The organism is Streptomyces sp. NPDC020742, from assembly GCF_040641675.1.
Taxonomy (GTDB): domain Bacteria; phylum Actinomycetota; class Actinomycetes; order Streptomycetales; family Streptomycetaceae; genus Streptomyces.
In genome coordinates, this window is record NZ_JBFAEA010000005.1 from 21,549 (window position 1) to 42,035 (window position 20,487).

The window sequence follows — 20,487 nt, forward strand, 5'->3', positions numbered from 1 at the left end:
GTGGGCCAGTGCGTGGCGGCGGTGGTGGCCGGTCCGCTGGCGCAGGCGTACGGGTTCCGTGCGGCGTTCGCGGTGAGCTGCGGGGCGGGCCTGGCGGCGTGTGCGGTGGCACTGCCGCTGGTGCGCGGGCGGCGGTTCGCCGCGGCGTCCGCCGTGCGGGTCCTGCCGGGGGCGTCCGCCGCCCCTGCGCCGGCGGTACCGGCGCCACCGGCCTGACGGCGGCGCGGGCTGGGGCCACCGGTGGGGGGTGGCCCCGGCCCGTGCCGCCGGCCCGGCGGGGCGTCCCGCCGAGTGACCGGTGTGCGCGCCGACCACGTCAGGGGCGTCGCGCCCGGCCGCGCGGTTCACTCGACGACGAGCTCGACCTCGATGTTGCCGCGGGTGGCCTTGGAGTAGGGGCAGAACTCGTGGGTGGCCTCGACCAGTCGGCGGCCGGGCTCGCCCGCGAGGGACTCGGGCAGCTCCACCCGCATGACGACGCCGAGGCCGAAGCCGGTGTCGTCCTTGCCGATGGAGACCTCTGCGGTGATCGAGACGTCCTTGGTGTCGAGCTTCATCTGTCGGGCGACGTTGCTCATCGCGCTGGCGAAGCAGGCCGCGTAGCCGGCGGCGAAGAGCTGCTCCGGGTTGGTGCCGGCGCCGTTGCCGCCGAGCTCGGGCGGCATGGCCAGTGCGAGGTCCAGCGTGCCGTCGGAGCTGACGGCCCGGCCTTCGCGGCCGTTGGCGGTGGCGACAGCGGTGTACAGCGCGTCCATCACATTCCCCTTGGTCCTGGTGCGGCGGCCGCTTCCCGGCCGCCCGGCGGGGACAACCCTCACACATATTTAAGTTGTGCGCAACTAGATTGCGCACAACTTAATTGACCGGGGCGCTAACCTGGATCCCATGACCTCGCCGACCAGCCCTCCGGTGCCCGACGCCGACCTGCTCCGCCTGGATCACCAGGTCTGCTTCTCCCTGCACGCCGCCTCGCGTGCGTTCGGCGGCGTGTACCGGGACGCCCTGAAGGGCCTGGGCCTGACCTACCCGCAGTACCTGGTCATGCTGGTGCTCTGGGAGCACGGCGCCCAGCCGGTCAAGGCCATCGGCGAACAGCTCCGACTGGACTCCGGCACCCTCTCCCCACTGCTCAAGCGCCTGGAGACGGCCGGCCTGGTCCGCCGGGAACGCAGCGCCGAGGACGAGCGATCGGTCACCGTCCACCTCACCCCCGAGGGCGATGACCTGCGAGAACAGGCTCTTCCGGTCCCCCGCAGGATGCTCGCCGCCACCGGCCTGACGCTGACGGAACTCCGTACGCTGCGGAGCCTGTTGGCGCGGGTGACCAGCGCGCTCGACGAGGCCTGACCCCGCAGTCGGCCGCCACCACCGAGGGGGCCGCCGGGACGCGCTTTTCCCGCACCGTGCCGTACCTCCCGCCGGTGCGCGGCGTTAGGAACGTAGGCGCCTTCCGCGGCATCCGCAACGCGGGCTGCGGCCCTCTGCTTCACCCCGGTGCACCCATCACCCCATTGAGCTACCAGGGTTGGGGAGTTATCGGGACGAAGGCGTATAAAGGGTGGCCAAACCAGCCGGACCGCCGGCGAAGCATCCGCCCAGGACGCGGTTGGCAGCACGCCTACAACATGCGAGGAGCGCCACGTGAATGCGGCAGAAGTTGTCAACGCCTTGCTGGTCCAACGCTTCGGGGTCGCCGCGGGTGACGTCACCGACGAAACCCCGCTGCGCAATCTGCGCATCGACTCGCTGGCCCTGGAAGAACTCCGTGTCCTGATCGAGGAGCAGCTGGACATCGACCTGGAGGACGTGCCGCTGACCTCACGGGACACCGTGGGCCGGCTGGTGGCGGCCGTCGACGGCACGGTCCCGGCGTGACGGCCGGCCGTCAGCCGTTCGAGGCGGCCGTCACCGGACTGGGCATGGTGACCTCGGCCGGCGTCGGGACGAAGGCGACCTGGCACGCGGTCACCCACGACACCGAGCCCAGTGGGGTACGGCAGCACGAAGAACTCGCCGATCTGCCCTGCGATTTCCTCTACACCGCCGACCTGGACACCACCGAGCTGCTCGGCGTGGCCACCCAGCGGCTGATGGACCGCTTCTCCCAGCTCGCCGTGATCGCCGCCCGAGAGGCGGTCGCCGATGCCGGGCTGGACACCGACAGCTGGGACGCCGGCCGGGTCGCGGTGGTCATCGGCTCCGCGCACGGCGGCCTGCCCTTCTACGACCAGCAGCACGTCGCGATGACCGCACGCGGTGCTCGGCGGGTCTCCCCCAAGCTCGCCCCGCTGACCGTCGTCAACGGCGCCGCCAGCAGCGTCTGCATGGACCTGGGCGCACAGGGCCCCAGCCTGGGCGTGGCGACCGCCTGCTCCTCCGGGACCGTCGCCGTGGGCACCGCGCACCAGCTGCTGCGCGCCGGTGTCTGCGACATCGCCATCGCCGGCGGGGCCGAGTCCCCCATCTCCCGGCTGCTGATCGCCAGCGCCTGCCGGATGAAGGCGGTCTCCACCCGCCGGGAGGACCCGACGACGGCCTGCCGCCCGTTCGACATCGATCGGGACGGCTTCGTGGTGGGCGAGGGCGCCGGGCTCCTCGTACTGGAGCGGCCCGAGCACGCCGCGGCCCGTCACGCCCCGGTCCGTGCACACATCCGCGGCTACGGCGCCTCCAGCGACGCCTACGCGGCGGTGGCCCCGGCTCCCGACGGGAACGGCATCGAACGCGCGCTGCGCAGCGCCCTTGCGGACGCCGGGGTGCGGCCCGGGGACGTCGGCCATGTGAACGCCCACGGCACCTCGACGGTGCTCAACGACCTGATCGAGGCCTCCGTGCTGGAGCGGGTCATCGGCACCCACCCGCTGGTCACCTCCACCAAAGCGATGACCGGGCACACCCTGGGCGCCGCCGGCGGCATCGAGACCGCGCTCACCGTGCTGGCCCTGGAGGAGCAGTTGGTGCCGCCGACCGCGAACCTCCGCGTCCCCGATCCCCAACTGCCCATCGAGATCGTGCGGCAGGAGGCCCGGCAGGCGGCCTTCGACTGCGCGGTGAAGACCTCGCTCGGCTTCGGCGGCCACAACGCCGCGCTCGTACTGACCCGCTAGACCGGCAGCCGCCGGCCCTGCCGTACCTTCCGGTCCCCCGCAAAGGAAGCAGAGATGTACGAGGAAACGATCCGGTCCTTGTCGGTGGACGGGGTGACCTTCGCCTACCGGCGGCTGCGGCAGCCGGAGCGGATCACCGAGCCCGTGATGGTGCTCGGTGGTGCGCTGCAGGGCATGTTCGGCTGGCCGCAGATGGAGGACCACGTGGGGCCGGTGGCCGATGTGGTGACCGCCGACCTGCCCGGTATGGGCAACGCCGACCCGCTGCCGCCGGGCCCGAGCACCGCCCTGATGCGCGCGGCGATCGAGCGGATCATCGACGACCTGGACGTCCCACAGATCAACCTCTTCGGCTTCTCCTACGGCGCGGGCCTGGCCTACGCCTGTGCCCGGCACCTGCCGGGCCGGATCGCACGGCTCGCCCTGGGAGGTGTGCCGGCGCACATCACCGCCGCACAGCTTCAGCTGTGGCGGCGGGCCGCCGACCAGCTCGCCCTCGGCGACACCGAGAGCTTCGCCACCCTGGTCACCGAAGGGCTGATGTGTCTCGATGAGCGCCGGCACGTCACCGGCCGGCGGCTGGCGTACCGGTACGTCCGGCGCGCGATGATCCAGGCCGCCCGGCACTCGCCGCACGCCGTGGAATCGCTGAACCGGGCGCTGTCGGACCGCCCGGACTTCTCCGGCGAGCTGCGCGACGTACCCACCCTGGTCTTCAGCGGCGAGCACGACACGGTCACCTCGGCGGCCCGGCAGCGGGACTTCGCCGCCACCATCCCCGGCAGCCGCTTCCTGGCCATCCCGGACGCCGACCACTGGGTGGTGCTGGAGCGCGCCCAGGAGGTGGCGGACCTGGCGGTCCGCTTCTTCACCGACGGGCCGCTCAGCTCGGCGCCCGCACTGGCGCCGGCGGCCCGCGAGCAGCGGCCGGTGGACGGCTCCCCGCAACGCACGGCCCGGACGCCGGCGGGCAGGGCGGCGGACGCGTTCGCCTGAGGGCGAAGCTGCCGGGCGGACAGCGAGAGCACCGCCCGGCGCCCTTCCCCCCTCATACCCTTGCAGTTATATAACCGTAGAGGCATGCTGTCCTCATGCCCCTACCGTTCGACGTACTCGCCGAGCCGAGCCGGCGCAAGATCCTCGATCTTCTGCTGGAACGCCCGCGGCCGGTCGGTGAGCTCACCGAGCAGCTCGGACTGAGCCAGCCGGGCACCAGCAAGCACCTGCGGGTGCTGCGCGAGGCCGGGCTGGTCCGGGTCCGACAGGACGCCCAGCGCCGCTGGTACGAGCTGCGGCCCGAACCGCTCGCCGAGCTGGACGCCTGGCTCGCCCACTACCGCCACCTGTGGTCCGGGAGCCTCGATGCCCTGGAGCGGCACCTCGACGCCATGGACGCACCGGACACCACGAAGGACACCCCCTGATGCATCCGCACTCCGACACCCTCACCACGTCCGACGGCCGCACGGCGCTGCGGATGGAACGCCGGCTCGCCCACCCGCCCGAGAAGGTCTGGTCGGCGCTCACCGACCCGGCGCAGCTCGGCCGCTGGTTCCCCTCCGCCGTCACGGTGGAACTCCGGCCCGGTGGCGCGATGACGTTCACCATGCCCGGCGTGCCGGGCGCCGAGGGCGTCATGACCGGCACGGTCACCGACGCCGACGAACCCCGGCTGTTCGCCTTCACCTGGGGCGAGGACCATCTGCGGTGGGAGATCACCCCGGACGGCGAGGGCTCGCTGTTGATCTTGACCCACACCTTCGGCGACCGGTTCGGCGGCGCCAGCTTCGCCTCGGGCTGGCACGTGTGCCTCACGACGCTCTCCGGTCTGCTCGACGGCGAGCCGACCGCCATGGACCGCGACATGGGTGAGCTGCACGAGGCGTACGTGGAGCAGTTCGACCTGGGGCGCGGGGTGACCGAGGAGACGCCGGGCGGCCCCGGGGTGCGCTTCGAGCGGCAGCTGATCCGGCCCGCGGAGGCCGTCTGGGCGGAGCTCACCGCGGGCGAGACGCCCCCGGTGGGCGCACCGGCGCCGGAAGGGTTCACCGCGCCGGAGGTGCCCGGCGGCCCGGTCACCGAGGTACGGGCCCCTGAGGTGCTGGCCTACCGCTGGCACCCGGAAGGCATCGTCCGCTGGGAGCTGCGCCGGGGCACCGGTCATGGCGCCCGGCTCGTCCTGACGCAGACCGGCCCCGCGGGCTTCGACACCGACCGCGCACTGACCCTCTGGCACGACCGCATCGAGCGGCTGGCCGCGCGGCTGCCGGCGGACTGATATTCCGCGCGCACGCACTGCCGACTTTTCGGTGAAAACGGCGCCCCTGCACACGGTGCGGGCGCCGTTTTCGCTCCCGCCGCCCCACTTCGCCGGGATCGGACGCCACGGCGGGCGCTCAGTGCCGAACGGACCGTCGGCGCCGCGCCACACCTCTCCACCGCTGTGAGCCAGGCAACTCCAAAGGGCCGCGGAGAGGGCTTCGGCGGGGCCGCCGCGTGATGCCGGGCACGCGACGTACGTCACGTACGAACAGGACTAGTCGCGCCAATTCCAGGCGTATACCGCCCACCGCGGCATTTATATAGGACATCTCGCCCCAACTCACGAAGATAGGTAGTACACGGCATCTTTGCCGTCATCCAGGGCGCTCGCTAAACATGTTCCGGGTAGCACCGAGAACGAGTCTGCGACTTCAGCCAGAGCGGCGAACGCGGCAATGACCCTCGGTCCTCACGCGCCAACCGAAGGCCGTCTCCCCCCGCCACCAAGCCCTGGAAGAGGTCACCCCCGCATGCCCGGTTTCACCCTGCCCCACGCTGTTCGCAACACCCGCATCACCCGCACCCAGAAGGTCTCCGCGGCGCTGGTGGCCACCGCGAGCTGCGCCGCCGCCCTGGCGTTCACCGCGGCACCGAGCGATGCCGCGGCCCCGGCCGCCCATGCGTCTGCCGTGGTCAAGCCGGTGAGTGCCAACGGCCTGCCGCTGACCGCGAAGGACCGGGCCGACGACGGTACGAAGGAGCGGGCGATAGCCTCGTCCGTGGCCGACGGCCTCAAGGTCACCACCGTCGCGAAGCAGGGCCACACCGACAAGCCGGCCGCCAACCGGTCCGTGGAGCGCAAGGCGCTGGCATCGCCGAAGAAGGCGGCTCCCAAGGCCCACAAGGCCGCACCGAAGCGCTATGCGAACAACCTCGACGGCTGGATCCGTGAGTCGCTCGACATCATGAAGGCCAAGCGCATCCCGGGCTCCTACGAGGGCCTCCACCGCAACATCATGCGGGAGTCCAGCGGCAACCCCAACGCCGTCAACGACTGGGACATCAACGCCATCAACGGCATCCCCTCCAAGGGCCTGCTCCAGGTGATCCAGCCCACCTTCGACCGCTACCACGTCGCCGGCACCGCCAACAAGCTCACCGACCCGGTCGCCAACATCACCGCGGCCGCCAACTACGCGGCCGACCGCTACGGCTCCATCGACAACGTCAACTCCGCCTACTGAGGCGGGGAACAGCCCTCAGCAGCGGTCCGGCCGGACCGCATCGGGTGCCGCGGCACGGCCCCCGGACACGGCAACGGCAGTGGCCCTGCCCGCATCTCGCGGGCGGGGCCACTGCCGTTTTCCCGTAGCGCCGGCGTCAGTAGCGGTAGCCGCGCGCCGGGCCACCGCCTCCGAAGAGCACGTCGAGCACCTCGCCGGCGACGTGAAGTCCCGCCCGCTCCCTGGAAGTGAGGTGGTGGTGGTCGTCGACGGGAACCGCGGCAGCGGGGCCCGCCGCGAGGAAGCCGGTGACGAGAACACCACTGAGCACAACGGCGATGCGTCGGAACATAAGCTCTTCCCTACGGTGAGTACGGTGCGTGGACAGCTGTATGCGCTGACACTGTCCGGGAACGGCGGGCCGGTCGTCGTGCGACAGCCCGGGCGCTGCTGCGAACGGCCCAGCGGCACCGCCGTATCGCCGTACCGGGCGGCTCCCCAACGGCCCAGCCGGCTCCCGGCCGCACGCCTCGCGGTGCACCGGCCCGCCCGCTCCGCACACGTGAATTGACGCACAATTGCCGCTCGTTTGGCCTCAGCGGCAGTGCCTCTCACCACATAGGGCGAGCGTCCCGGTGCGGTTCTGGACAGCCGGCTGGATGAATCCCCTTCCGGCCGTGCATGAAAGGGTGCCGGTGAGCGGTAATTCCGGTGTGAGCCAGGCAACTTACCGACCTCTCCAAAGCTGCCTTTCCGGCCGCTTTCAGGTGACTCATGGCACGCGATGTATGTCACTTACGACCGCGCCTAGTCGAATTCCCGGCCGGTCATTCCAGGCCAACGCAGTGCGGAACCCCTATTACTTCCAGGATGCGGGTTCATCTCACGAAGACGGGTAGTACAGAGCACCATTGCCTCAATTCCGGACCGTCGCTAAACATGGATTCCGACGCACCGAGAGCGAGCTTGCGACCTACGCCCCGAAGGCGAGCGCAGCAAAGACCTCCGGTTCGTAACGCGCCGCCGAAGAAGGCCGCCTCCCCGTACCCGTACCTGGAAGAGGTCATCCTGCATGCCCAGCTTCACCCTGCCCCGCGCTGTCCGGAACACCCGCATCACCCGCGCCCACAAGGTCGCCGTGGCCGTCCTGGCCGCCGCGGGTGCCACTTCGGGTCTGGCCCTCACCTCGGCCCCGGGCACCGCACAGGCTGCGTCTGAGCACGCCCCGGCCGCGGTCAAGGCCGTCGACGCGAAGGGTCAGCCCGCGAAGGGCGCCGACGCCAAGACCGGCCGCCCGGTGACCGCCTCGGTCGCCGACCACGTCAAGGTCACCGCTGTCGCCAAGCAGCACAGCGCCCAGCAGGCCGCCAGCCGCTCCGCCGAGCGCCCGGCCGTCAAGAACTACCCGAACAACCTCGACGGCTGGATCCGTGAGTCGCTCGACATCATGAAGGCCAAGGGCATCCCGGGCTCCTACGAGGGCCTCCACCGCAACATCATGCGGGAGTCCAGCGGCAACCCCAACGCCGTCAACGACTGGGACATCAACGCCATCAACGGCATCCCCTCCAAGGGCCTGCTCCAGGTGATCCAGCCCACCTTCGACCGCTACCACGTCGCCGGCACCGCCAACAAGCTCACCGACCCGGTCGCCAACATCACCGCGGCCGCCAACTACGCGGCCGACCGCTACGGCTCCATCGACAACGTCAACTCCGCCTACTGAGCGGACGCGGACCACGAGCCGTCGCCGGCCGAACCGGCCGGACCGCCCTGACGGGTAGGGGGACGACGGATCCCTACCGGTGCCGGCCGACCGGCTCGGCACCGAGCAGCTTGCGAAGCGGCGGAATGGCGCGTTCGCCGCTGCGCAGCACAGCGGGCCCCGGCAGTCGCCGGGGCCCGCTGTGGTTCCTCCGGGGCCCTGTCCGACACGGGCAGGGCCCCGGGTGACTCGTTTCTGCCCGCCAGACGGGTGAGATGGGGGGCCGGTCGACGGACTGACGGCCTGTTGGGTCATAGAGTCAGGCAGTTCTGCGTATAAGTCTCTTATCGGCAGAATTCTGCTCAAAAGCTGCTGAACCGACTCAACCGAAGGCCTCGGAGGCATGCGATGCCCTTGCGCAGATCCGGTCCGGCCCGCCGTACTGTCCCCATTGCGGCCGGAACGCTCGTTTCCTTTCTTTCCGTGCTCGCTCTGCCCCTCGCGCTGCCAGGCTTGGCCACGGCGTCGGAAACCAGCAAGAGACCCGCCCACCCCGAGGCGGACTGGATGGGGTCCACGATCGTCGCCCACGAGGGCGGCGCACCGGCCGGCGGGCCCGAGCCGCGGGCCGGGCACCGCCGGGCCGTGGCCGGCGTGGATGTCTCCAGCCACAACAAGAAGGTGGGCTGGTCGGCGCTGCGCAGGTCAGGGGTGCGGTTCGCGTACGTCAAGGCCACCGAGGGGAACAACTACACCAACCCCTACTTCGCGCAGCAGTACCGGGGCTCGTACAGCTCGGGCATGATCCACGGCGCGTACCACTTCGCGCTGCCCGACAACTCCAGTGGCAGCACCCAGGCCCGCTACTTCGCCGACCACGGCGGCGACTGGTCCAGGGACGGCCGGACGCTGCCGGGGGCCCTCGACATGGAGTACAACCCCTACGGCGCGACCTGCTACGGCAAGAGCGCCAAGGGCATGGTCAACTGGATCGAGGACTTCGTCGAGACCTACCGCGAGGAGACCGGCCGGGACGCGGTCATCTACACCTCCACCAACTGGTGGAAGCGGTGCACCGGCAACTCCGGCAGGTTCGGCCGGACGAATCCGCTGTGGATCCCGCGCTACGGCTCCTCCGTCGGCGCGCTCCCGGCCGGCTGGCGGTTTCACAGCATCTGGCAGCACACCTCCTCCGGCCACCCGGTCGGCGACCGCAACCGCTTCAACGGCAGCTTCTCCCGGCTGAAGGTCCTCGCGAACGGCGACGACTGATCCGCCCCGCCGCCCGCCCCGGCCTCCCCCTGGCCGCCCCGACCTTTCTGGACCCGTCCACTTCCGCCCGTGGGCGACGGCCGGTTCCCGGTGACCGTTCCTGGCGCCGGGGGCCGGCCGGAGCCGTGTGGGGCCCGGCGCCTTCGGCAACTGCGTTCGCGGACACCTCAGTTCGATAAAAGGGAATTCCCTCGCGGTACAACCATCCGCGGCCTGCCGTCGTCCAACACTGCGAAATGACCGCACGACGCACAGCACCCTACGGGGGGATTCTCATGAAGCGTTCACGTGCCATCGCAGGAACCGCCGCACTCGCCGTGGCGAGCCTCGCCACAATGGCGACGGCCACCACCGCTTCCGCCGCTCCGGCCGCCGCCGCGTACAACGGGGCCTGCGGCAGCGGCTACCAGGTGGTGAATTCCGTACCGGTCACCGGAAAGGGGACCGTGTACCTGACGTACAGCGCCAAGACCGGCAAGAACTGTGTGGTGACGATCCGGAACAGCCCGGGTGCGCCGGTGTACATGTACACCTATCTCACGGCCACCAACGGAAGTTCCGACTACGTTTACGACAGCGGCCAGTACCGCTCCTACGCCGGTCCGATCTACCTGGCCGCCAAGCGCCTCTGCGTGGACTGGGGCGGCACGATCGGATCGGTCAGCGTCAACGTCTCCGGCTCCAACTGCGGCCGGATGGCGGCCGGCGTCGTGACGCACCACAGGCCTGCGAAGGCCCGTCGGTGACGCTCCACCGACGCACCACGAGCGCCCCCTGACGCCCGGCCGGGTGTCCTGAGGGTGTCGTACGGCGGTCGGCTTCCCGGGCAAAGCGCCCGCCCGGGAGCCCGGCCGCCGTTCCGCGTCACTGCCGGCCCAGGGCGCGCAGCGCGGAGCGCGCCGCGTTGTGACCGCTCATGCCGTGCGCACCGGCGCCGGGCGGGGTGGCGGCCGAGCAGAGGAAGACACCGGGGATGCCGGTGCGGTACGGGTCGAGGGCGATGCGGGGGCGCATCGTCAGCCGCAGCGGGGTGTTGGCGCCGCCGATGATGTCGCCGCCGATGAAATTGGCGTTGTCACGTTCCAGGGCGGCCGTCGAGGTGGCGGTGGCGGCGACGATGCGCTCGCGCGTCCCCGGTGCGAACCGCTGGAACTGCGCCAGCATCGCGGCGGTGGCATCGCCGCGGTAGCCGTGCGGCACATGTGCGTAGGCGGAGACCGGGTGGATGTCACCCGCGGAGCGGCCGGGGTCGGCGAGGTGCTGCTGGGAGACCAGCAGGAACGGCCGGTCCGGCATCCGCCCGTGCCAGACCTCGCGCTCGGCGTGGGCGATCTGCTCGAAGCTGCCGCCCAGATGGACCGTACCGGCTCGCCGGCAGGCCTCGGCGCGCCAGGGCACCCCGCCCTCGACCGCCAGATCGAGCTTGAAGGCGCCTGGGCCGTGCCGGTAGCGGGTGTAGGCGCGGCGGATCCGGGGCGGCAGCCGGTCGCCGAGCACGGCCGCGGCGCCGGCCGGTGCGAGGTCGAGCAACACCGTTCCTGCGGGCGGGAGTTGGTCGAGGGAGCGGATCTTCGTTCCGGTCTCGATCCGGCCGCCCTCCGCCCGGAGCAGGGCGGCCAGTGCCCGGGCGATCGCGGCGGAGCCGCCTTTGGCCACGGGCCAGCCGAAGCGGTGACCGGCGGCGATGATCATCAATGCGATGGCCGCGCCGAACGGCTGGGTGAGCGGCCCGAAGAGGTGGGCGGCCACCCCGCCGAAGAGGCCGCGCCCCTCCTCCGTACGGAAGCGGCGGGCGACGAGGGTGGCGGGCTGGACGGCGTGCAGCCCGAAGCGGGCGAGCCGCAGCGGATGCCGGGGCACCCTGAGGAGCGGGCGCATCACCGCCTCGGTGAGCACCTCCGCATCAGCCGCCAGCGGCCCGAACAGCCGCTGCCAGGCCGGCCCGTCGGGGCCGAGTCCGTCGGCAGTGCGGGCCACCGACCGGTACAGCGCCCCGGCACCGCCGGAGTCCACCGGGTGGGCCAGGTCGATCTCGGCGCGGCACCACTGAAGTCCGTACGCCGCGAGGTCCAGGGTCCGCAGGTAGGGCGAACCGGCGCCCATCACATGGGTCGAGGAGCAGTGGTCGAACAGCACGCCGGGCACCGAGAGCTCACCGCTGCGCACCCCGCCGCCGATCTCGTCGGCCGCCTCGAACACCGTCACCCGCAGGCCGCTGCGGGCCAGGGTGACCGCCGCGGCCAGCCCGTTCGGCCCGGCGCCGACCACCACTGCGCTGTCGCGCTCCTGCCGCGTTCGATGCGTCATGCTCCCAGCTTGCCAAGGAACGCGGGGATCCGGTGGCTGGAGGGGTGTGACGCCCTGTGCTGGGGGTCGTTCCCGTCTGTTGCGCACCACCAGCCGCGTTCCGTACGGCACACCGACCTGGGCAGACCACCGGCTCGGGCAGGATGGTTCCCATGACGGGTGGGAGAGACGAGCTCATAGAGCTGCTGCAGCGTGCCGGGCTGGAGGTCGTGGAGGACCAGCGGATCGAGGACGTACTACCGCCGCGGGCCGCGTGGCGTCCGGTCATCGCGCACGGCGCCGCGCCGACCGTGGCGGTACGACGCGACCTGCCCGGCCCAGTCGCCGAACTGAACGCGCAGTGGCACCGGCTCGCGCTGGGCAGCGGAGTCATCGACGCGGACGGCGTGTTCCTCATCGATGTGGCTGGCAACTGGACGTGCTGCGGGCCCCGGCGCTGGACACGGGTGCGGCTCACCGACTGGTGGGACCTGGCCGGAGTCCTCGGGGAGCGGCCCGGGCAGCCGGAGTTCGTCACGGTCTCGACGGACGGGACCACCCTGATCGGGGCGACCACGGAGGAGTACGAGGTCTGGCTCATCGCCCTGGACCGCCTCCCGGAGCGGCAGGAGGCGGCCGCCCGGGCAGCCGCCCAGGAGACTCCGGAAGAACGGGCGGCTGCCTGGACGACGCTGTGTCACGGGCTGCGGCCGTCAGCGAGGGTGCGCGACTTGTGGGCCCACGGGCTGGCGCGCAACCCCGCCGTCCCCGATGACCTTCGCGCCGGCCTCCTGGGCCGGTCGCACTTCCTGCTGTGGCGCCCGCTGCCCACAGCGGTCGTCGAGGCGGCCATGGTCCACCCGGACTGGAAGGTGCGGCAGTTGCTGGCCGAGGCCCAGCCGAACCTCACGCCCGAGCAGCGGGCCCGCCTGATCCTTGGTGAGCAGGACGCCGGACGCCGATGGGCCCTCACCCTGATCGCGGCGGACCGGCGCGACGAGCTCACCGAAGCCGCGCACAGGCGGCTCGCCGCGGACCCGTCCGCCCTGGTGCGCGAGGAAGCTACCCGCCTTCCCGGACTGCCCGTGGACGTCCTCGCCGCTCTCGCTGCCGACGATGCCCCGTCCGTACGCGCCTCGGTCTGCCGAATGGCCTGGCCTCTGCTCGGGGATCCGGCCCGGACCGCGCTGCTCGACGACCCCGACGGCAGGGTCCGCGCCGAGGCCTTGCTCCAGCACCACGAAGATCATCCGATGCCGCGCTCGGTCTGCGACTCCGAGCAGCTCGGACACCGGGCGGCCACGTCCTGCCGCCTGGAGCGCGGACTCGCCGAACACCTGGCGCAGTCCGGCGATCCCGCCCTACGGCACGCCCTCGCGGGCAACCCTCATCTGGACCCGGACCTGGTCGCCCTGCTCGCCCAGGACCCCGACGCGTCCGTCCGCTTCGAGGTCTCCACGCGCCCCGACCTCACCGAGGAACAACGGGCAGGCATCGCCATCGACTTCGACCCGCGCACGCGCTGCCACCCGCTCGACTGGGTCGTGGCCCGGCACGAAGACCCTGACGCCATGCGCCGCCTGGCCGCCTCCTCCCACCCCCTCGTGCGCAGGAGCGTCGCCCGGGCCAGGCACCTCCCCGCGGACGTCGTGGACCGCCTGGCCCACGACGACGACCGCGTCGTACCGCTCTTCCTCGCCGAATCCTGCGACGACGCACCCGCCGACATGCTGCTTCGGGTCCGGCAGTGGTGGACCGGCAGCCTCAGCGTCCCCGACCGGCCCCTCGGCCACCCCAACTTCCCCCGCCGCGGCCTGCTCCGTTACGCGGACGACCCAAACCCCCGGATGCGCCAACTGGCTTTGGAAGACCCGCAATCGACGGCCGAACTCGTCGAGCGATTCAGCCGGGACGGCGACGCGGACGTACGGCGCCGGGCCGCGAACGACCCGCGGTTGACGCCCGCGTCGGCCGTGCGCCTGCTCGACGACCCGCACGAGCCCGTACGCCATGCAGCGGCCAGGCACCCCGGGCTGCCCGCGCGGGTGGTGGTCCGCCTGTTGAGGGACCCCGACACCGCGGAGACCGCGGCCCTGCACGCGTCGCTCCCCGTCGCGGTCATGGCGCAGATGCTCCAGTGGATCCAGCATCCCGCGGGCACCACCTCGGGAGCGTGAGCCCTTTGCGTTGACGGCCCTTGAGCCGCTGGCGCCCTCAGCCGATGGCGCCCTCGACCACTGCCCCTTCAGCCAATGCCCCTCCACCAGCGGGGCACCGAACGCCACCCTGACATCAGTACGCGCCATGTCCAACGGAACGGGGAATCCCATGCCCGCTTACGTCATCGTCAACGTCGATGTGCTCGACGAGGAGGCCGGCCTGGCCTACGCATCCGTGGCCCAGAAGTCCATCCTCAGCTACGGCGGCCGCTACTTGGTCGCGGGCTCCACGCCCAAGCCCGTCGAAGGCACCTGGGACTCCTCCCGGTTCATGGTCATCGAGTTTCCCGACATGGACCGGATTCGGGAGTGGTACGACTCCCCGGAGTATCGGCGGGCTCGGGAGATACGAGAGGGCAAGGCTCGGGTGGGGATGCTGTTCGTGGAGGGCACGCCGCCCGAGGGCTTCGCCCTCCCCGCCTAGCCGTGCTGTCGGTGCGGTGAACCGAGAGGATTGCGGAAAGGCATACGGCGTCCGACACGGCACCTCAGACGCCCAGGGCTGGTTCGCCAAGGTCAACAGGCCAGCCCTTGGGCCCCGGAATGCTCGGCGGCCGCCGCGATGTTGCGGGCCATCCCGCCGAAGACCACGGCGTGGAAGGGGGAGATCGACCACCAGTACGCGTGGCCGGTCAGGCCGTGCGGGTGGAACAGGGCGCGCTGGCCGTAGAGCGTGCGGCCCTGGGCGTCGCGGCCGACCGTCATCTCCAGCCAGGCCAGGCCGGGCAGTCGCATCTCGGCGCGCAGCCGTAGCAGGCGGCCCGGGTCGACCTCCTCGACGCGCCAGAAGTCGAGCGAGTCGCCGACCCGCAGTCGGCGGGCGTCCCGTCGTCCACGGCGCAACCCGACCCCGCCGACCAGCCGGTCCAGCCAGCCGCGGACCGCCCAGGCGAGCGGGAGGGAGTACCAGCCGTTCTCCCCGCCGATGCCCTCCACCACCCGCCACAGTGCCTCGGGCGGCGCGTCGACGGCCTGTTCCCGGCAGTCGCTGTACAGGCTGCCGCCGGCCCAGGCGGGGTCGGTGGGCAGCGGGTCGCTGGGGGCGCCGGGCACCGCGGCGTTGGACCAGCGGGTGGTGACCTCGGCGTCCCGAACCCGGCGCAGGGCGAGGGCCAGTGCGTCGTCGAAGGCGATCGGGCGGCCGTCGGGGTCGGGGACGTAGCGGGCGATGTCGTGCTCGTGGCAGACGACTTCGTAGCGCAGGGATTCGGCGAGCGGTCGGGCGATGCCCGGCGGTACCGGCGTGACCAGGCCGATCCAGAGACTGGACAGCCGGGGCGTGAGCATCGGCACGGGGAGGATCAGCCGCTCGGGCAGTGCGGCGACCCGCGCGTAGCGCTGCATCATGTCGCGGTAGGTGAGGATGTCGGGCCCACCGATGTCGAAGGTCCGGCTGATGTCGTCGGGGAGACGGGCGCAACCGACGAGATAGCGGAGCACATCGCGTACCGCGACCGGCTGGATGCGGGTGCGCACCCAGCTGGGGGTGACCATCACCGGCAGCCGTTCGGTGAGGTAGCGCAGCATCTCGAAGGAGGCCGAGCCGGAGCCGATGATGACGGCGGCGCGCAGGGCGGCGGTGGGCACGCCGGAGTCCAGCAGGATCCGGGCGACCTCGGCGCGGGAGCGCAGGTGGGGTGAGAGGTCGCGTTCGGGGACGCCGCGTGGGGTCAGTCCGCCCAGGTAGACGATCCGGCGGACGCCGGCGGCGCGGGCCTGGTGGGCGAAGATCTGCGCGGCCCGGCGGTCGGTCTCCTCGAACCGGCGGCCGGTGCCCAGCGCGTGCACCAGGTAGTACGCAACGTCCACGCCGGCCATGGCGGTTCGGACCGCGCCGGCGTCGGTGATGTCGCCGCGCAGTACCTCGGTCCGGGCCGCCCAGGGGTGGTCGCGCAGCTTCTCCGGAGTCCTGGCCAGCGCCCGTACCGCATATCCGGCCGCGAGCAGTTCGGGGACCAGGCGGCCTCCGATGTAGCCGGTGGCGCCGGTGACCAGGGCCCTGGGGAGGGTCGAGGCGGCGTGGTCGGCCATGGACACGGCCTCCTCCGGGCGGTGACGGCACGAGCGACCTGCCCGCCAAGTCTGTCACCGCTTCCCGGCCGGGGCATCACGGACCGGACCGCCGGTCGGGAGGGCGGGGCCGGCGGGGGACGGCGGATCACGCGCGATGCAGGTGCAGGGGTAAGTGCAGGCACAGGTGCAGGCATAAGTGATAAGTGCAGGCGCCAGGCACGCGCGCGGGTCAGGGACGGGGTGCCGCCCCGGTGTCTCGCGGGTCTCCAGGTACGGCGGTTCGCCTCCAGGGTGCACCGTGCGCAGCGGCCCACCGCCGGGGACGGCGAGCGCTTGCGGGGCGGCCCTCAGGGTCCGGTGCCGCCCGACCGGGAGCGGGCGTCGCGGCAGGTGTCGCGGCGCAGCTCGTGCCGCCGTTCGCGCCCGCCGGCGCGCCCGGACCGCGGGCCGCGGCCGGTCTGGGGGGCGCGGCCCGGCTCGGGGGCGCATGTCGCCTCCTGGCCCGGATCGCGGCTCGGATCCAGTCCGAGCATGTCCATCAGCAACGTCAGATCGCGCGCGTCCCGCGCACGGCCGGCCAGCGCCTTCCTGGCGAGCCGTCGTTCCTCGTCACATGGCACGGCGCGGGGCGCGGTGGCGTCGTCACTGCGGTGTTCATCGCTCACCGCTGCATTCTCGGCCGGGCCGCGGTGCGCTGCCCGTCGAGCGGGCCATTGGGCGCGGCCGGGCGCTCCTCGGGGTGCGGTGCGCCGTACGGGTGAGCGACGGCCGCCGGTTCCGGTTCCTCCGCCGGGCTCATGGGCGTACCAGGCGGGCGGTCCGGGGAACCTCCGCGGCGCGTTTTCCCTCCTTATGGGCACTTGTACATGATCACCCCACTGCGGAGACACCGTTTTGAGACACCCCTACGCCGTCGCGCTGGCGACCGCGCTCGCCGCCTGCTGTGCCCTGCTCACCGGCTGCTCGGAGACCGGAGAGCCGGTGGACTTCAACGCCGGCGCCCGCCACGACGGTGCTGCGCAGGCCAGGCCGGCGGACCGGGACACCCTGATGCCGACCGGCCCGAAGAACGACTTCCGGATCACCCGAACCCTGGACGACGGCACCCATATAGCGCGGACGACGCTGAAGGGCGTGCGCTCCGGTGTCACCGGCAGTGTGTGGGTCTGGGCTCCGAAGGAGTATCAGGAGGCGAAGTACGCCCGGAGCGGCTTCCCGGTGCTGATAGCGCTGCCGGGCGGTCTGGGCAGCCCCAAGGAGCCGGGCGGGGTCACCAATTACTGGGTCGGCGGCGACATCGAGCTGCAGGAGAACATCACCCAGTGGACCGCGGAGGGCAAGAGCCTGCCGTTCATCGTGGTGATGCCGATGCTCAACCCGGACACCCGCTATCACGACGGCAGTGACATCCCCGGACAGCAGAAGATGGGGACCTGGCTGACCGAGGACGTGGTGAACCTCGTGAAGGCCAACTTCCGCACGTTCTCCTCGCGGGACGGCTGGGCCTTCATGGGCTCGTCCTCGGGCGGCTTCGCCGGGCTGAAGGCCGTACTGAAGCACCCGGACAGGTTCAAGGCGGCGATAGCCAGCGGCCCGGACCTCGTGCCGGACTCCCCGCTGTGGGCGGGGCACCCGGCGGAGAAGGCCGCCAACGACCCGGCGAAGCTCGCCGGGCGGCTGCTGCAGAAGGGCGGCCCGGACGTCTACCTCGCCTTCCAGGCCGGCACCAGGGAGTCCCCCTCCGTCACCGCCGCGATACGGAAGTTCCGCACCTCCTACGGCAAGGGCCCGATCCATACGTCCCTGCAGCTCATCCCCGGAGGCCGGCACAACGCCTGGGACTACCAGAAGGGCATGGCCACCAGCTCGATGAAGTTCATCAGCGACCAGCTGAAGGCGCCGGTCGCCGGCGGTTCCTGAGCCTGTTCCCCCGGTGCGCCGGGCCCGGCGGCGGTGCCCCGGCGCGCGGATGCAGATCGCCTGGTGGGGGGCGATGCTGGAAGGGAGGGGGACCGTGGTGAGGAGGACCACTCATGTCCATGATGGACAAGATCAAGAGCATGCTGAAGGGTCACGAATCCCAGGCCGACCAGGGCATCGAAAAGGCCGGCGACCGGGTCGACGAGAAGACCCAGGGCGCGCAGAAGGGCCAGGTCGACACCGCCCAGGACAAGCTCAGGGAGCAGTTCGGCAGCGGGCAGGACAAGGACCAGCCGCCGCAGACCTGAGCCGCGGCGCTCCCCGGCGCCCCGCCGGGCGGCGCCCGCCGCGCGGATGACCTTTGCTTCGTCCGCCCGGCTCACCCCGACGTCCCCGTGCGCTCCTGGGCGCCGGCGGACGCCGTCGGCCCCGCCCCGGCCCACCTGCGCAGCCGTGAGCACCTCCGGCGCCGGGGGTGGTCGTACCGCGACGAGGCCTTCTGCACGCCCTACGAACGGTGCCCGGCGGCTACGGGCACCGTTCGTTCACGGAGCGCGCCACCGGACCGCCGCAGGCCCCGTCCCGTCGTCTGGATGGTCACGGGACCCGTCCGTTGCACGTTCGGCTCGGACGCGGCCGCATACGACGGCGCCCGCCCCGGAACGGGACGGGCGCCGCAGCACGTGGGGTGCCTAGGCCGGCCGGATCTTCTCCGCCTGGGGGCCCTTGTGGCCCTGGGTGACCTCGAAGGTCACCTTCTGGCCCTCCTGCAGCTCGCGGAAGCCGGTGGCGTCGATGTTGGAGTAGTGGGCGAAGACGTCGGCACCGCCGCCGTCCTGGGCGATGAACCCGAAGCCCTTCTCCGAGTTGAACCACTTGACCGTACCGGACGCCATCTTGCGTCTCCTTCGTTCAATGGGCTGGGATCGGCTTCCGCACGCTGCGGAACCCGGAGGTGATCGCCCTGGTCCGGACACGCACCGCACAGCAAGAACGCCCGTGAATGCGACACGGGCGCCCGGTACTTCGGAACCACGACAGCTGACCAGGACGCTACACCGGACAGCGCCCGCCGGGCCGCACCACCGTGGCGGACGCGTCGCCCTTCACCGGGCGAGGCCATCCGACGTCCTCCGTATCCCCGACCGATCGCACGGGCGTGCGAGCACCAGTGGTACGGCCCGGGCGACCTCACTCCGGCTTCTCGGCGCCGGTATCGCGGGGCCTGCGGCGGCGCCACCACAGTCCGGTGCCGAGACCGGCCACGGCGACCACGCCGACGGCGCCGGCCGACAGCAGCCACCGGCGCGTCCCGGCGTCGGCGTCCGCGTTCGCGGCGACCGGCCCCCGGTGCAGGTCCGTGCTCCCGGCCGGCCGGTGGGCGACGTGCTCCGGGTCGCCCTCGCGGCCGCCGGGCGCCGGGGCGGGCAGCACGGCGACGGCCGCGGCCCGGGGCGCGGCCGCGAACCCCCAGTCCAGCAGGGTGCGGGTCTCCTCGTAGACCGCGTTCCGGCCGCCGGACTGGGGGTTCATCATGGTGACGAGCAGGGTGCGGCCGTTGCGCCGGGCGGCGGCGATCAGGGTGTTGCCGGCGTGCGTCGTGTAGCCGTTCTTCACCCCGATCATTCCGTCGTAGGGGCGGACGCCGTGCGAGCCGACCAGCAGCCGGTTGGTGTTCTGGATACCGAAGGCGTCCGGACCGCCCTCCTCCGGCAGCTGCGCCCGCTTCGTCGCGGCGAACCGGGCGAAGTCGGGGTTGGTCAGCCCGGCCTGCCCGAAGAGCGCCAGGTCGTAGGCGGAGGAGAACTGGCCCGGCGTGTCGAAGCCGTCGGCCGACTCGACCCTGGTGTCGCGCGCCCCGAGCCGCCGTGCGGTCTCCTGCATGTCGTCGATGGTCTTGTTCCAGCCGCCGTTCATGCTGGCCAGCGTGTGCACGGCGTCGCTGCCCGAGCTCAGGAAGACGCCGTGCCAGAGGTCGGCGACGTGGTACGGCACCTCCTCCTTGAGGCCGGCCATCGAACTGCCCGCCTCGATGCCGGCCAGGTCCTCGAGGGAGACCGTGTGCACCGTCTGCTGGGAGAACTTCGGCAGCACGGTCACCGCGAAGAGCGTCTTGAGCGTGCTGGCGGGCGGCAGCGGGCGGTGGACGTCCCTGGCCGCGAGGATCTTGCCGCTGGACAGGTCCGTCACCATCCACGACAGCGCGGAGATCTCCGGTGGCTCGGGGACGCCCGGCCGGGGCACGAACTGCACCCCGCGCCGGTCCAGCCGGCTCCCGGCGTCCCCCGGACCGGCCGGGCGCGCGCCGGACCGTGGATCGTCGGCGCCGTGCGGGCCGTCGGCGAGCGCCGGTCCGGGGACGGCCCACAGGCTCGCGGCGCAAACGGCGGCCGTGGCAACGGCCCTGACGGGGACCCATCTCACGCTGGACATGAGGCCACGCTAAGAACGCCCCCGGCCGCGCGCCGGTTGGCGTACTC

General features: G+C 72.0%; 22 protein-coding genes. 15 read left to right on the plus strand and 7 right to left on the minus strand.

The features are described 5' to 3' along the window. Nucleotides 1-216 (plus strand): hypothetical protein, encoded by a 216-nt coding sequence (locus AB0G84_RS11565; protein ID WP_361318646.1) that lies wholly within the window; start codon nucleotides 1-3, stop codon nucleotides 214-216. A 128-nt stretch (nucleotides 217-344) separates the two neighbouring features. Here the strand turns inward: AB0G84_RS11565 and AB0G84_RS11570 are convergent, their stop codons facing one another. After that, entirely contained in the window at nucleotides 345-755 is a 411-nt protein-coding gene (locus AB0G84_RS11570; RefSeq protein WP_361318648.1) for an organic hydroperoxide resistance protein, read from the minus strand. A 130-nt stretch (nucleotides 756-885) separates the two neighbouring features. Between AB0G84_RS11570 and AB0G84_RS11575 the strand changes: the two genes are divergently transcribed. The 7 genes from AB0G84_RS11575 to AB0G84_RS11605 all read left to right on the plus strand — a co-directional run bounded on the left by AB0G84_RS11575 (nucleotide 886) and on the right by AB0G84_RS11605 (nucleotide 6,613). Then, nucleotides 886-1,347 (plus strand): MarR family transcriptional regulator, encoded by a 462-nt coding sequence (locus tag AB0G84_RS11575; protein WP_361318650.1) that lies wholly within the window; start codon nucleotides 886-888, stop codon nucleotides 1,345-1,347. Between the two features lie 294 nt (nucleotides 1,348-1,641). Next, nucleotides 1,642-1,875 (plus strand): acyl carrier protein, encoded by a 234-nt coding sequence (locus tag AB0G84_RS11580; RefSeq protein ID WP_361318652.1) that lies wholly within the window; start codon nucleotides 1,642-1,644, stop codon nucleotides 1,873-1,875. Then, the gene (locus AB0G84_RS11585; protein WP_361318654.1) at nucleotides 1,872-3,107 is read left to right on the plus strand and encodes a beta-ketoacyl-[acyl-carrier-protein] synthase family protein; all 1,236 of its coding nucleotides are present in this window, start codon (nucleotides 1,872-1,874) and stop codon (nucleotides 3,105-3,107) included. The genes AB0G84_RS11580 and AB0G84_RS11585 overlap by 4 nt, the downstream gene beginning before the upstream one ends. Nucleotides 3,108-3,161: 54 nt before the next feature. After that, nucleotides 3,162-4,103, plus strand: a complete 942-nt coding sequence (locus AB0G84_RS11590) for an alpha/beta fold hydrolase (RefSeq protein WP_361318656.1) — start codon at nucleotides 3,162-3,164, stop codon at nucleotides 4,101-4,103. 95 nt (nucleotides 4,104-4,198) lie between these two features. Beyond that, nucleotides 4,199-4,531 (plus strand): metalloregulator ArsR/SmtB family transcription factor, encoded by a 333-nt coding sequence (locus AB0G84_RS11595; RefSeq protein WP_361318657.1) that lies wholly within the window; start codon nucleotides 4,199-4,201, stop codon nucleotides 4,529-4,531. Continuing rightward, the gene (locus tag AB0G84_RS11600) at nucleotides 4,531-5,385 is read left to right on the plus strand and encodes an SRPBCC family protein (RefSeq protein ID WP_361318659.1); all 855 of its coding nucleotides are present in this window, start codon (nucleotides 4,531-4,533) and stop codon (nucleotides 5,383-5,385) included. The genes AB0G84_RS11595 and AB0G84_RS11600 overlap by 1 nt, the downstream gene beginning before the upstream one ends. Before the next feature lie 514 nt (nucleotides 5,386-5,899). After that, on the plus strand, nucleotides 5,900-6,613 hold the full coding sequence (locus AB0G84_RS11605; RefSeq protein WP_361318661.1) for a transglycosylase SLT domain-containing protein: 714 nt from the start codon (nucleotides 5,900-5,902) through the stop codon (nucleotides 6,611-6,613). Nucleotides 6,614-6,749: 136 nt separating this feature from the next. Here the strand turns inward: AB0G84_RS11605 and AB0G84_RS11610 are convergent, their stop codons facing one another. Beyond that, nucleotides 6,750-6,944, minus strand: a complete 195-nt coding sequence (locus tag AB0G84_RS11610; protein ID WP_361318663.1) for a hypothetical protein — start codon at nucleotides 6,942-6,944, stop codon at nucleotides 6,750-6,752. A gap of 720 nt (nucleotides 6,945-7,664) precedes the next feature. Here AB0G84_RS11610 and AB0G84_RS11615 point away from each other — a divergent pair. The 3 genes from AB0G84_RS11615 to AB0G84_RS11625 all read left to right on the plus strand — a co-directional run bounded on the left by AB0G84_RS11615 (nucleotide 7,665) and on the right by AB0G84_RS11625 (nucleotide 10,315). Next, complete coding sequence (locus tag AB0G84_RS11615) at nucleotides 7,665-8,318, plus strand: transglycosylase SLT domain-containing protein (protein WP_361318665.1); 654 nt, start codon at nucleotides 7,665-7,667, stop codon at nucleotides 8,316-8,318. 387 nt (nucleotides 8,319-8,705) lie between these two features. Beyond that, on the plus strand, nucleotides 8,706-9,569 hold the full coding sequence (locus tag AB0G84_RS11620) for a lysozyme (RefSeq protein WP_361318667.1): 864 nt from the start codon (nucleotides 8,706-8,708) through the stop codon (nucleotides 9,567-9,569). 275 nt (nucleotides 9,570-9,844) lie between these two features. Then, a complete protein-coding gene (locus AB0G84_RS11625) occupies nucleotides 9,845-10,315 on the plus strand; it encodes a spore-associated protein A (RefSeq protein WP_361318669.1) in 471 nt (156 codons plus the stop codon). A gap of 118 nt (nucleotides 10,316-10,433) precedes the next feature. Here AB0G84_RS11625 and AB0G84_RS11630 read toward each other — a convergent pair whose 3' ends face one another. Then, nucleotides 10,434-11,876, minus strand: coding sequence for an NAD(P)/FAD-dependent oxidoreductase (locus tag AB0G84_RS11630; RefSeq protein ID WP_361318671.1), 1,443 nt, complete (start codon nucleotides 11,874-11,876; stop codon nucleotides 10,434-10,436). A 152-nt stretch (nucleotides 11,877-12,028) separates the two neighbouring features. Between AB0G84_RS11630 and AB0G84_RS11635 the strand changes: the two genes are divergently transcribed. Continuing rightward, entirely contained in the window at nucleotides 12,029-14,032 is a 2,004-nt protein-coding gene (locus AB0G84_RS11635) for a PE-PGRS family protein (RefSeq protein ID WP_361318673.1), read from the plus strand. Between the two features lie 151 nt (nucleotides 14,033-14,183). Next, the gene (locus AB0G84_RS11640; RefSeq protein ID WP_361318675.1) at nucleotides 14,184-14,498 is read left to right on the plus strand and encodes a DUF1330 domain-containing protein; all 315 of its coding nucleotides are present in this window, start codon (nucleotides 14,184-14,186) and stop codon (nucleotides 14,496-14,498) included. Nucleotides 14,499-14,590: 92 nt separating this feature from the next. Here the strand turns inward: AB0G84_RS11640 and AB0G84_RS11645 are convergent, their stop codons facing one another. After that, the gene (locus tag AB0G84_RS11645) at nucleotides 14,591-16,105 is read right to left on the minus strand and encodes an SDR family oxidoreductase (protein WP_361318677.1); all 1,515 of its coding nucleotides are present in this window, start codon (nucleotides 16,103-16,105) and stop codon (nucleotides 14,591-14,593) included. Nucleotides 16,106-16,434: 329 nt separating this feature from the next. Continuing rightward, on the minus strand, nucleotides 16,435-16,752 hold the full coding sequence (locus AB0G84_RS11650; RefSeq protein ID WP_361318679.1) for a hypothetical protein: 318 nt from the start codon (nucleotides 16,750-16,752) through the stop codon (nucleotides 16,435-16,437). Nucleotides 16,753-16,981: 229 nt separating this feature from the next. Here AB0G84_RS11650 and AB0G84_RS11655 point away from each other — a divergent pair, with 229 nt between their 5' ends. Together AB0G84_RS11655 and AB0G84_RS11660 are read left to right on the plus strand one after the other, a co-directional pair. Next, nucleotides 16,982-18,007 carry an alpha/beta fold hydrolase gene (locus AB0G84_RS11655; protein ID WP_361318681.1) on the plus strand — a complete coding sequence of 342 codons (1,026 nt, stop codon included), beginning with the start codon at nucleotides 16,982-16,984 and terminating at the stop codon, nucleotides 18,005-18,007. 113 nt (nucleotides 18,008-18,120) lie between these two features. Further along, the gene (locus AB0G84_RS11660) at nucleotides 18,121-18,315 is read left to right on the plus strand and encodes an antitoxin (protein WP_361318683.1); all 195 of its coding nucleotides are present in this window, start codon (nucleotides 18,121-18,123) and stop codon (nucleotides 18,313-18,315) included. 384 nt (nucleotides 18,316-18,699) lie between these two features. Here AB0G84_RS11660 and AB0G84_RS11665 read toward each other — a convergent pair whose 3' ends face one another. Together AB0G84_RS11665 and AB0G84_RS11670 are read right to left on the minus strand one after the other, a co-directional pair. Continuing rightward, nucleotides 18,700-18,903 carry a cold-shock protein gene (locus tag AB0G84_RS11665; RefSeq protein ID WP_033269047.1) on the minus strand — a complete coding sequence of 68 codons (204 nt, stop codon included), beginning with the start codon at nucleotides 18,901-18,903 and terminating at the stop codon, nucleotides 18,700-18,702. Between the two features lie 295 nt (nucleotides 18,904-19,198). Continuing rightward, entirely contained in the window at nucleotides 19,199-20,440 is a 1,242-nt protein-coding gene (locus AB0G84_RS11670; protein ID WP_361318685.1) for a D-alanyl-D-alanine carboxypeptidase, read from the minus strand. Between the last annotated feature and the right edge of the window lie 47 nt (nucleotides 20,441-20,487).

Excerpts from the sequence above, each read along its gene's own strand:
- AB0G84_RS11610 (WP_361318663.1), bottom strand. The coding sequence starts at position 6,944 with ATGTTCCGACGCATCGCCGTTGTGCTCAGTGGTGTTCTCGTCACCGGC.
- AB0G84_RS11595 (WP_361318657.1), top strand. The coding sequence starts at position 4,199 with ATGCCCCTACCGTTCGACGTACTCGCCGAGCCGAGCCGGCGCAAGATC.
- AB0G84_RS11600 (WP_361318659.1), top strand. The coding sequence starts at position 4,531 with ATGCATCCGCACTCCGACACCCTCACCACGTCCGACGGCCGCACGGCG.
- AB0G84_RS11590 (WP_361318656.1), top strand. The coding sequence starts at position 3,162 with ATGTACGAGGAAACGATCCGGTCCTTGTCGGTGGACGGGGTGACCTTC.
- AB0G84_RS11570 (WP_361318648.1), bottom strand. The coding sequence starts at position 755 with ATGGACGCGCTGTACACCGCTGTCGCCACCGCCAACGGCCGCGAAGGC.
- AB0G84_RS11665 (WP_033269047.1), bottom strand. The coding sequence starts at position 18,903 with ATGGCGTCCGGTACGGTCAAGTGGTTCAACTCGGAGAAGGGCTTCGGG.
- AB0G84_RS11620 (WP_361318667.1), top strand. The coding sequence starts at position 8,706 with ATGCCCTTGCGCAGATCCGGTCCGGCCCGCCGTACTGTCCCCATTGCG.
- AB0G84_RS11615 (WP_361318665.1), top strand. The coding sequence starts at position 7,665 with ATGCCCAGCTTCACCCTGCCCCGCGCTGTCCGGAACACCCGCATCACC.
- AB0G84_RS11645 (WP_361318677.1), bottom strand. The coding sequence starts at position 16,105 with ATGGCCGACCACGCCGCCTCGACCCTCCCCAGGGCCCTGGTCACCGGC.
- AB0G84_RS11660 (WP_361318683.1), top strand. The coding sequence starts at position 18,121 with ATGTCCATGATGGACAAGATCAAGAGCATGCTGAAGGGTCACGAATCC.
- AB0G84_RS11670 (WP_361318685.1), bottom strand. The coding sequence starts at position 20,440 with ATGTCCAGCGTGAGATGGGTCCCCGTCAGGGCCGTTGCCACGGCCGCC.
- AB0G84_RS11635 (WP_361318673.1), top strand. The coding sequence starts at position 12,029 with ATGACGGGTGGGAGAGACGAGCTCATAGAGCTGCTGCAGCGTGCCGGG.
- AB0G84_RS11640 (WP_361318675.1), top strand. The coding sequence starts at position 14,184 with ATGCCCGCTTACGTCATCGTCAACGTCGATGTGCTCGACGAGGAGGCC.
- AB0G84_RS11575 (WP_361318650.1), top strand. The coding sequence starts at position 886 with ATGACCTCGCCGACCAGCCCTCCGGTGCCCGACGCCGACCTGCTCCGC.
- AB0G84_RS11605 (WP_361318661.1), top strand. The coding sequence starts at position 5,900 with ATGCCCGGTTTCACCCTGCCCCACGCTGTTCGCAACACCCGCATCACC.
- AB0G84_RS11625 (WP_361318669.1), top strand. The coding sequence starts at position 9,845 with ATGAAGCGTTCACGTGCCATCGCAGGAACCGCCGCACTCGCCGTGGCG.
- AB0G84_RS11630 (WP_361318671.1), bottom strand. The coding sequence starts at position 11,876 with ATGACGCATCGAACGCGGCAGGAGCGCGACAGCGCAGTGGTGGTCGGC.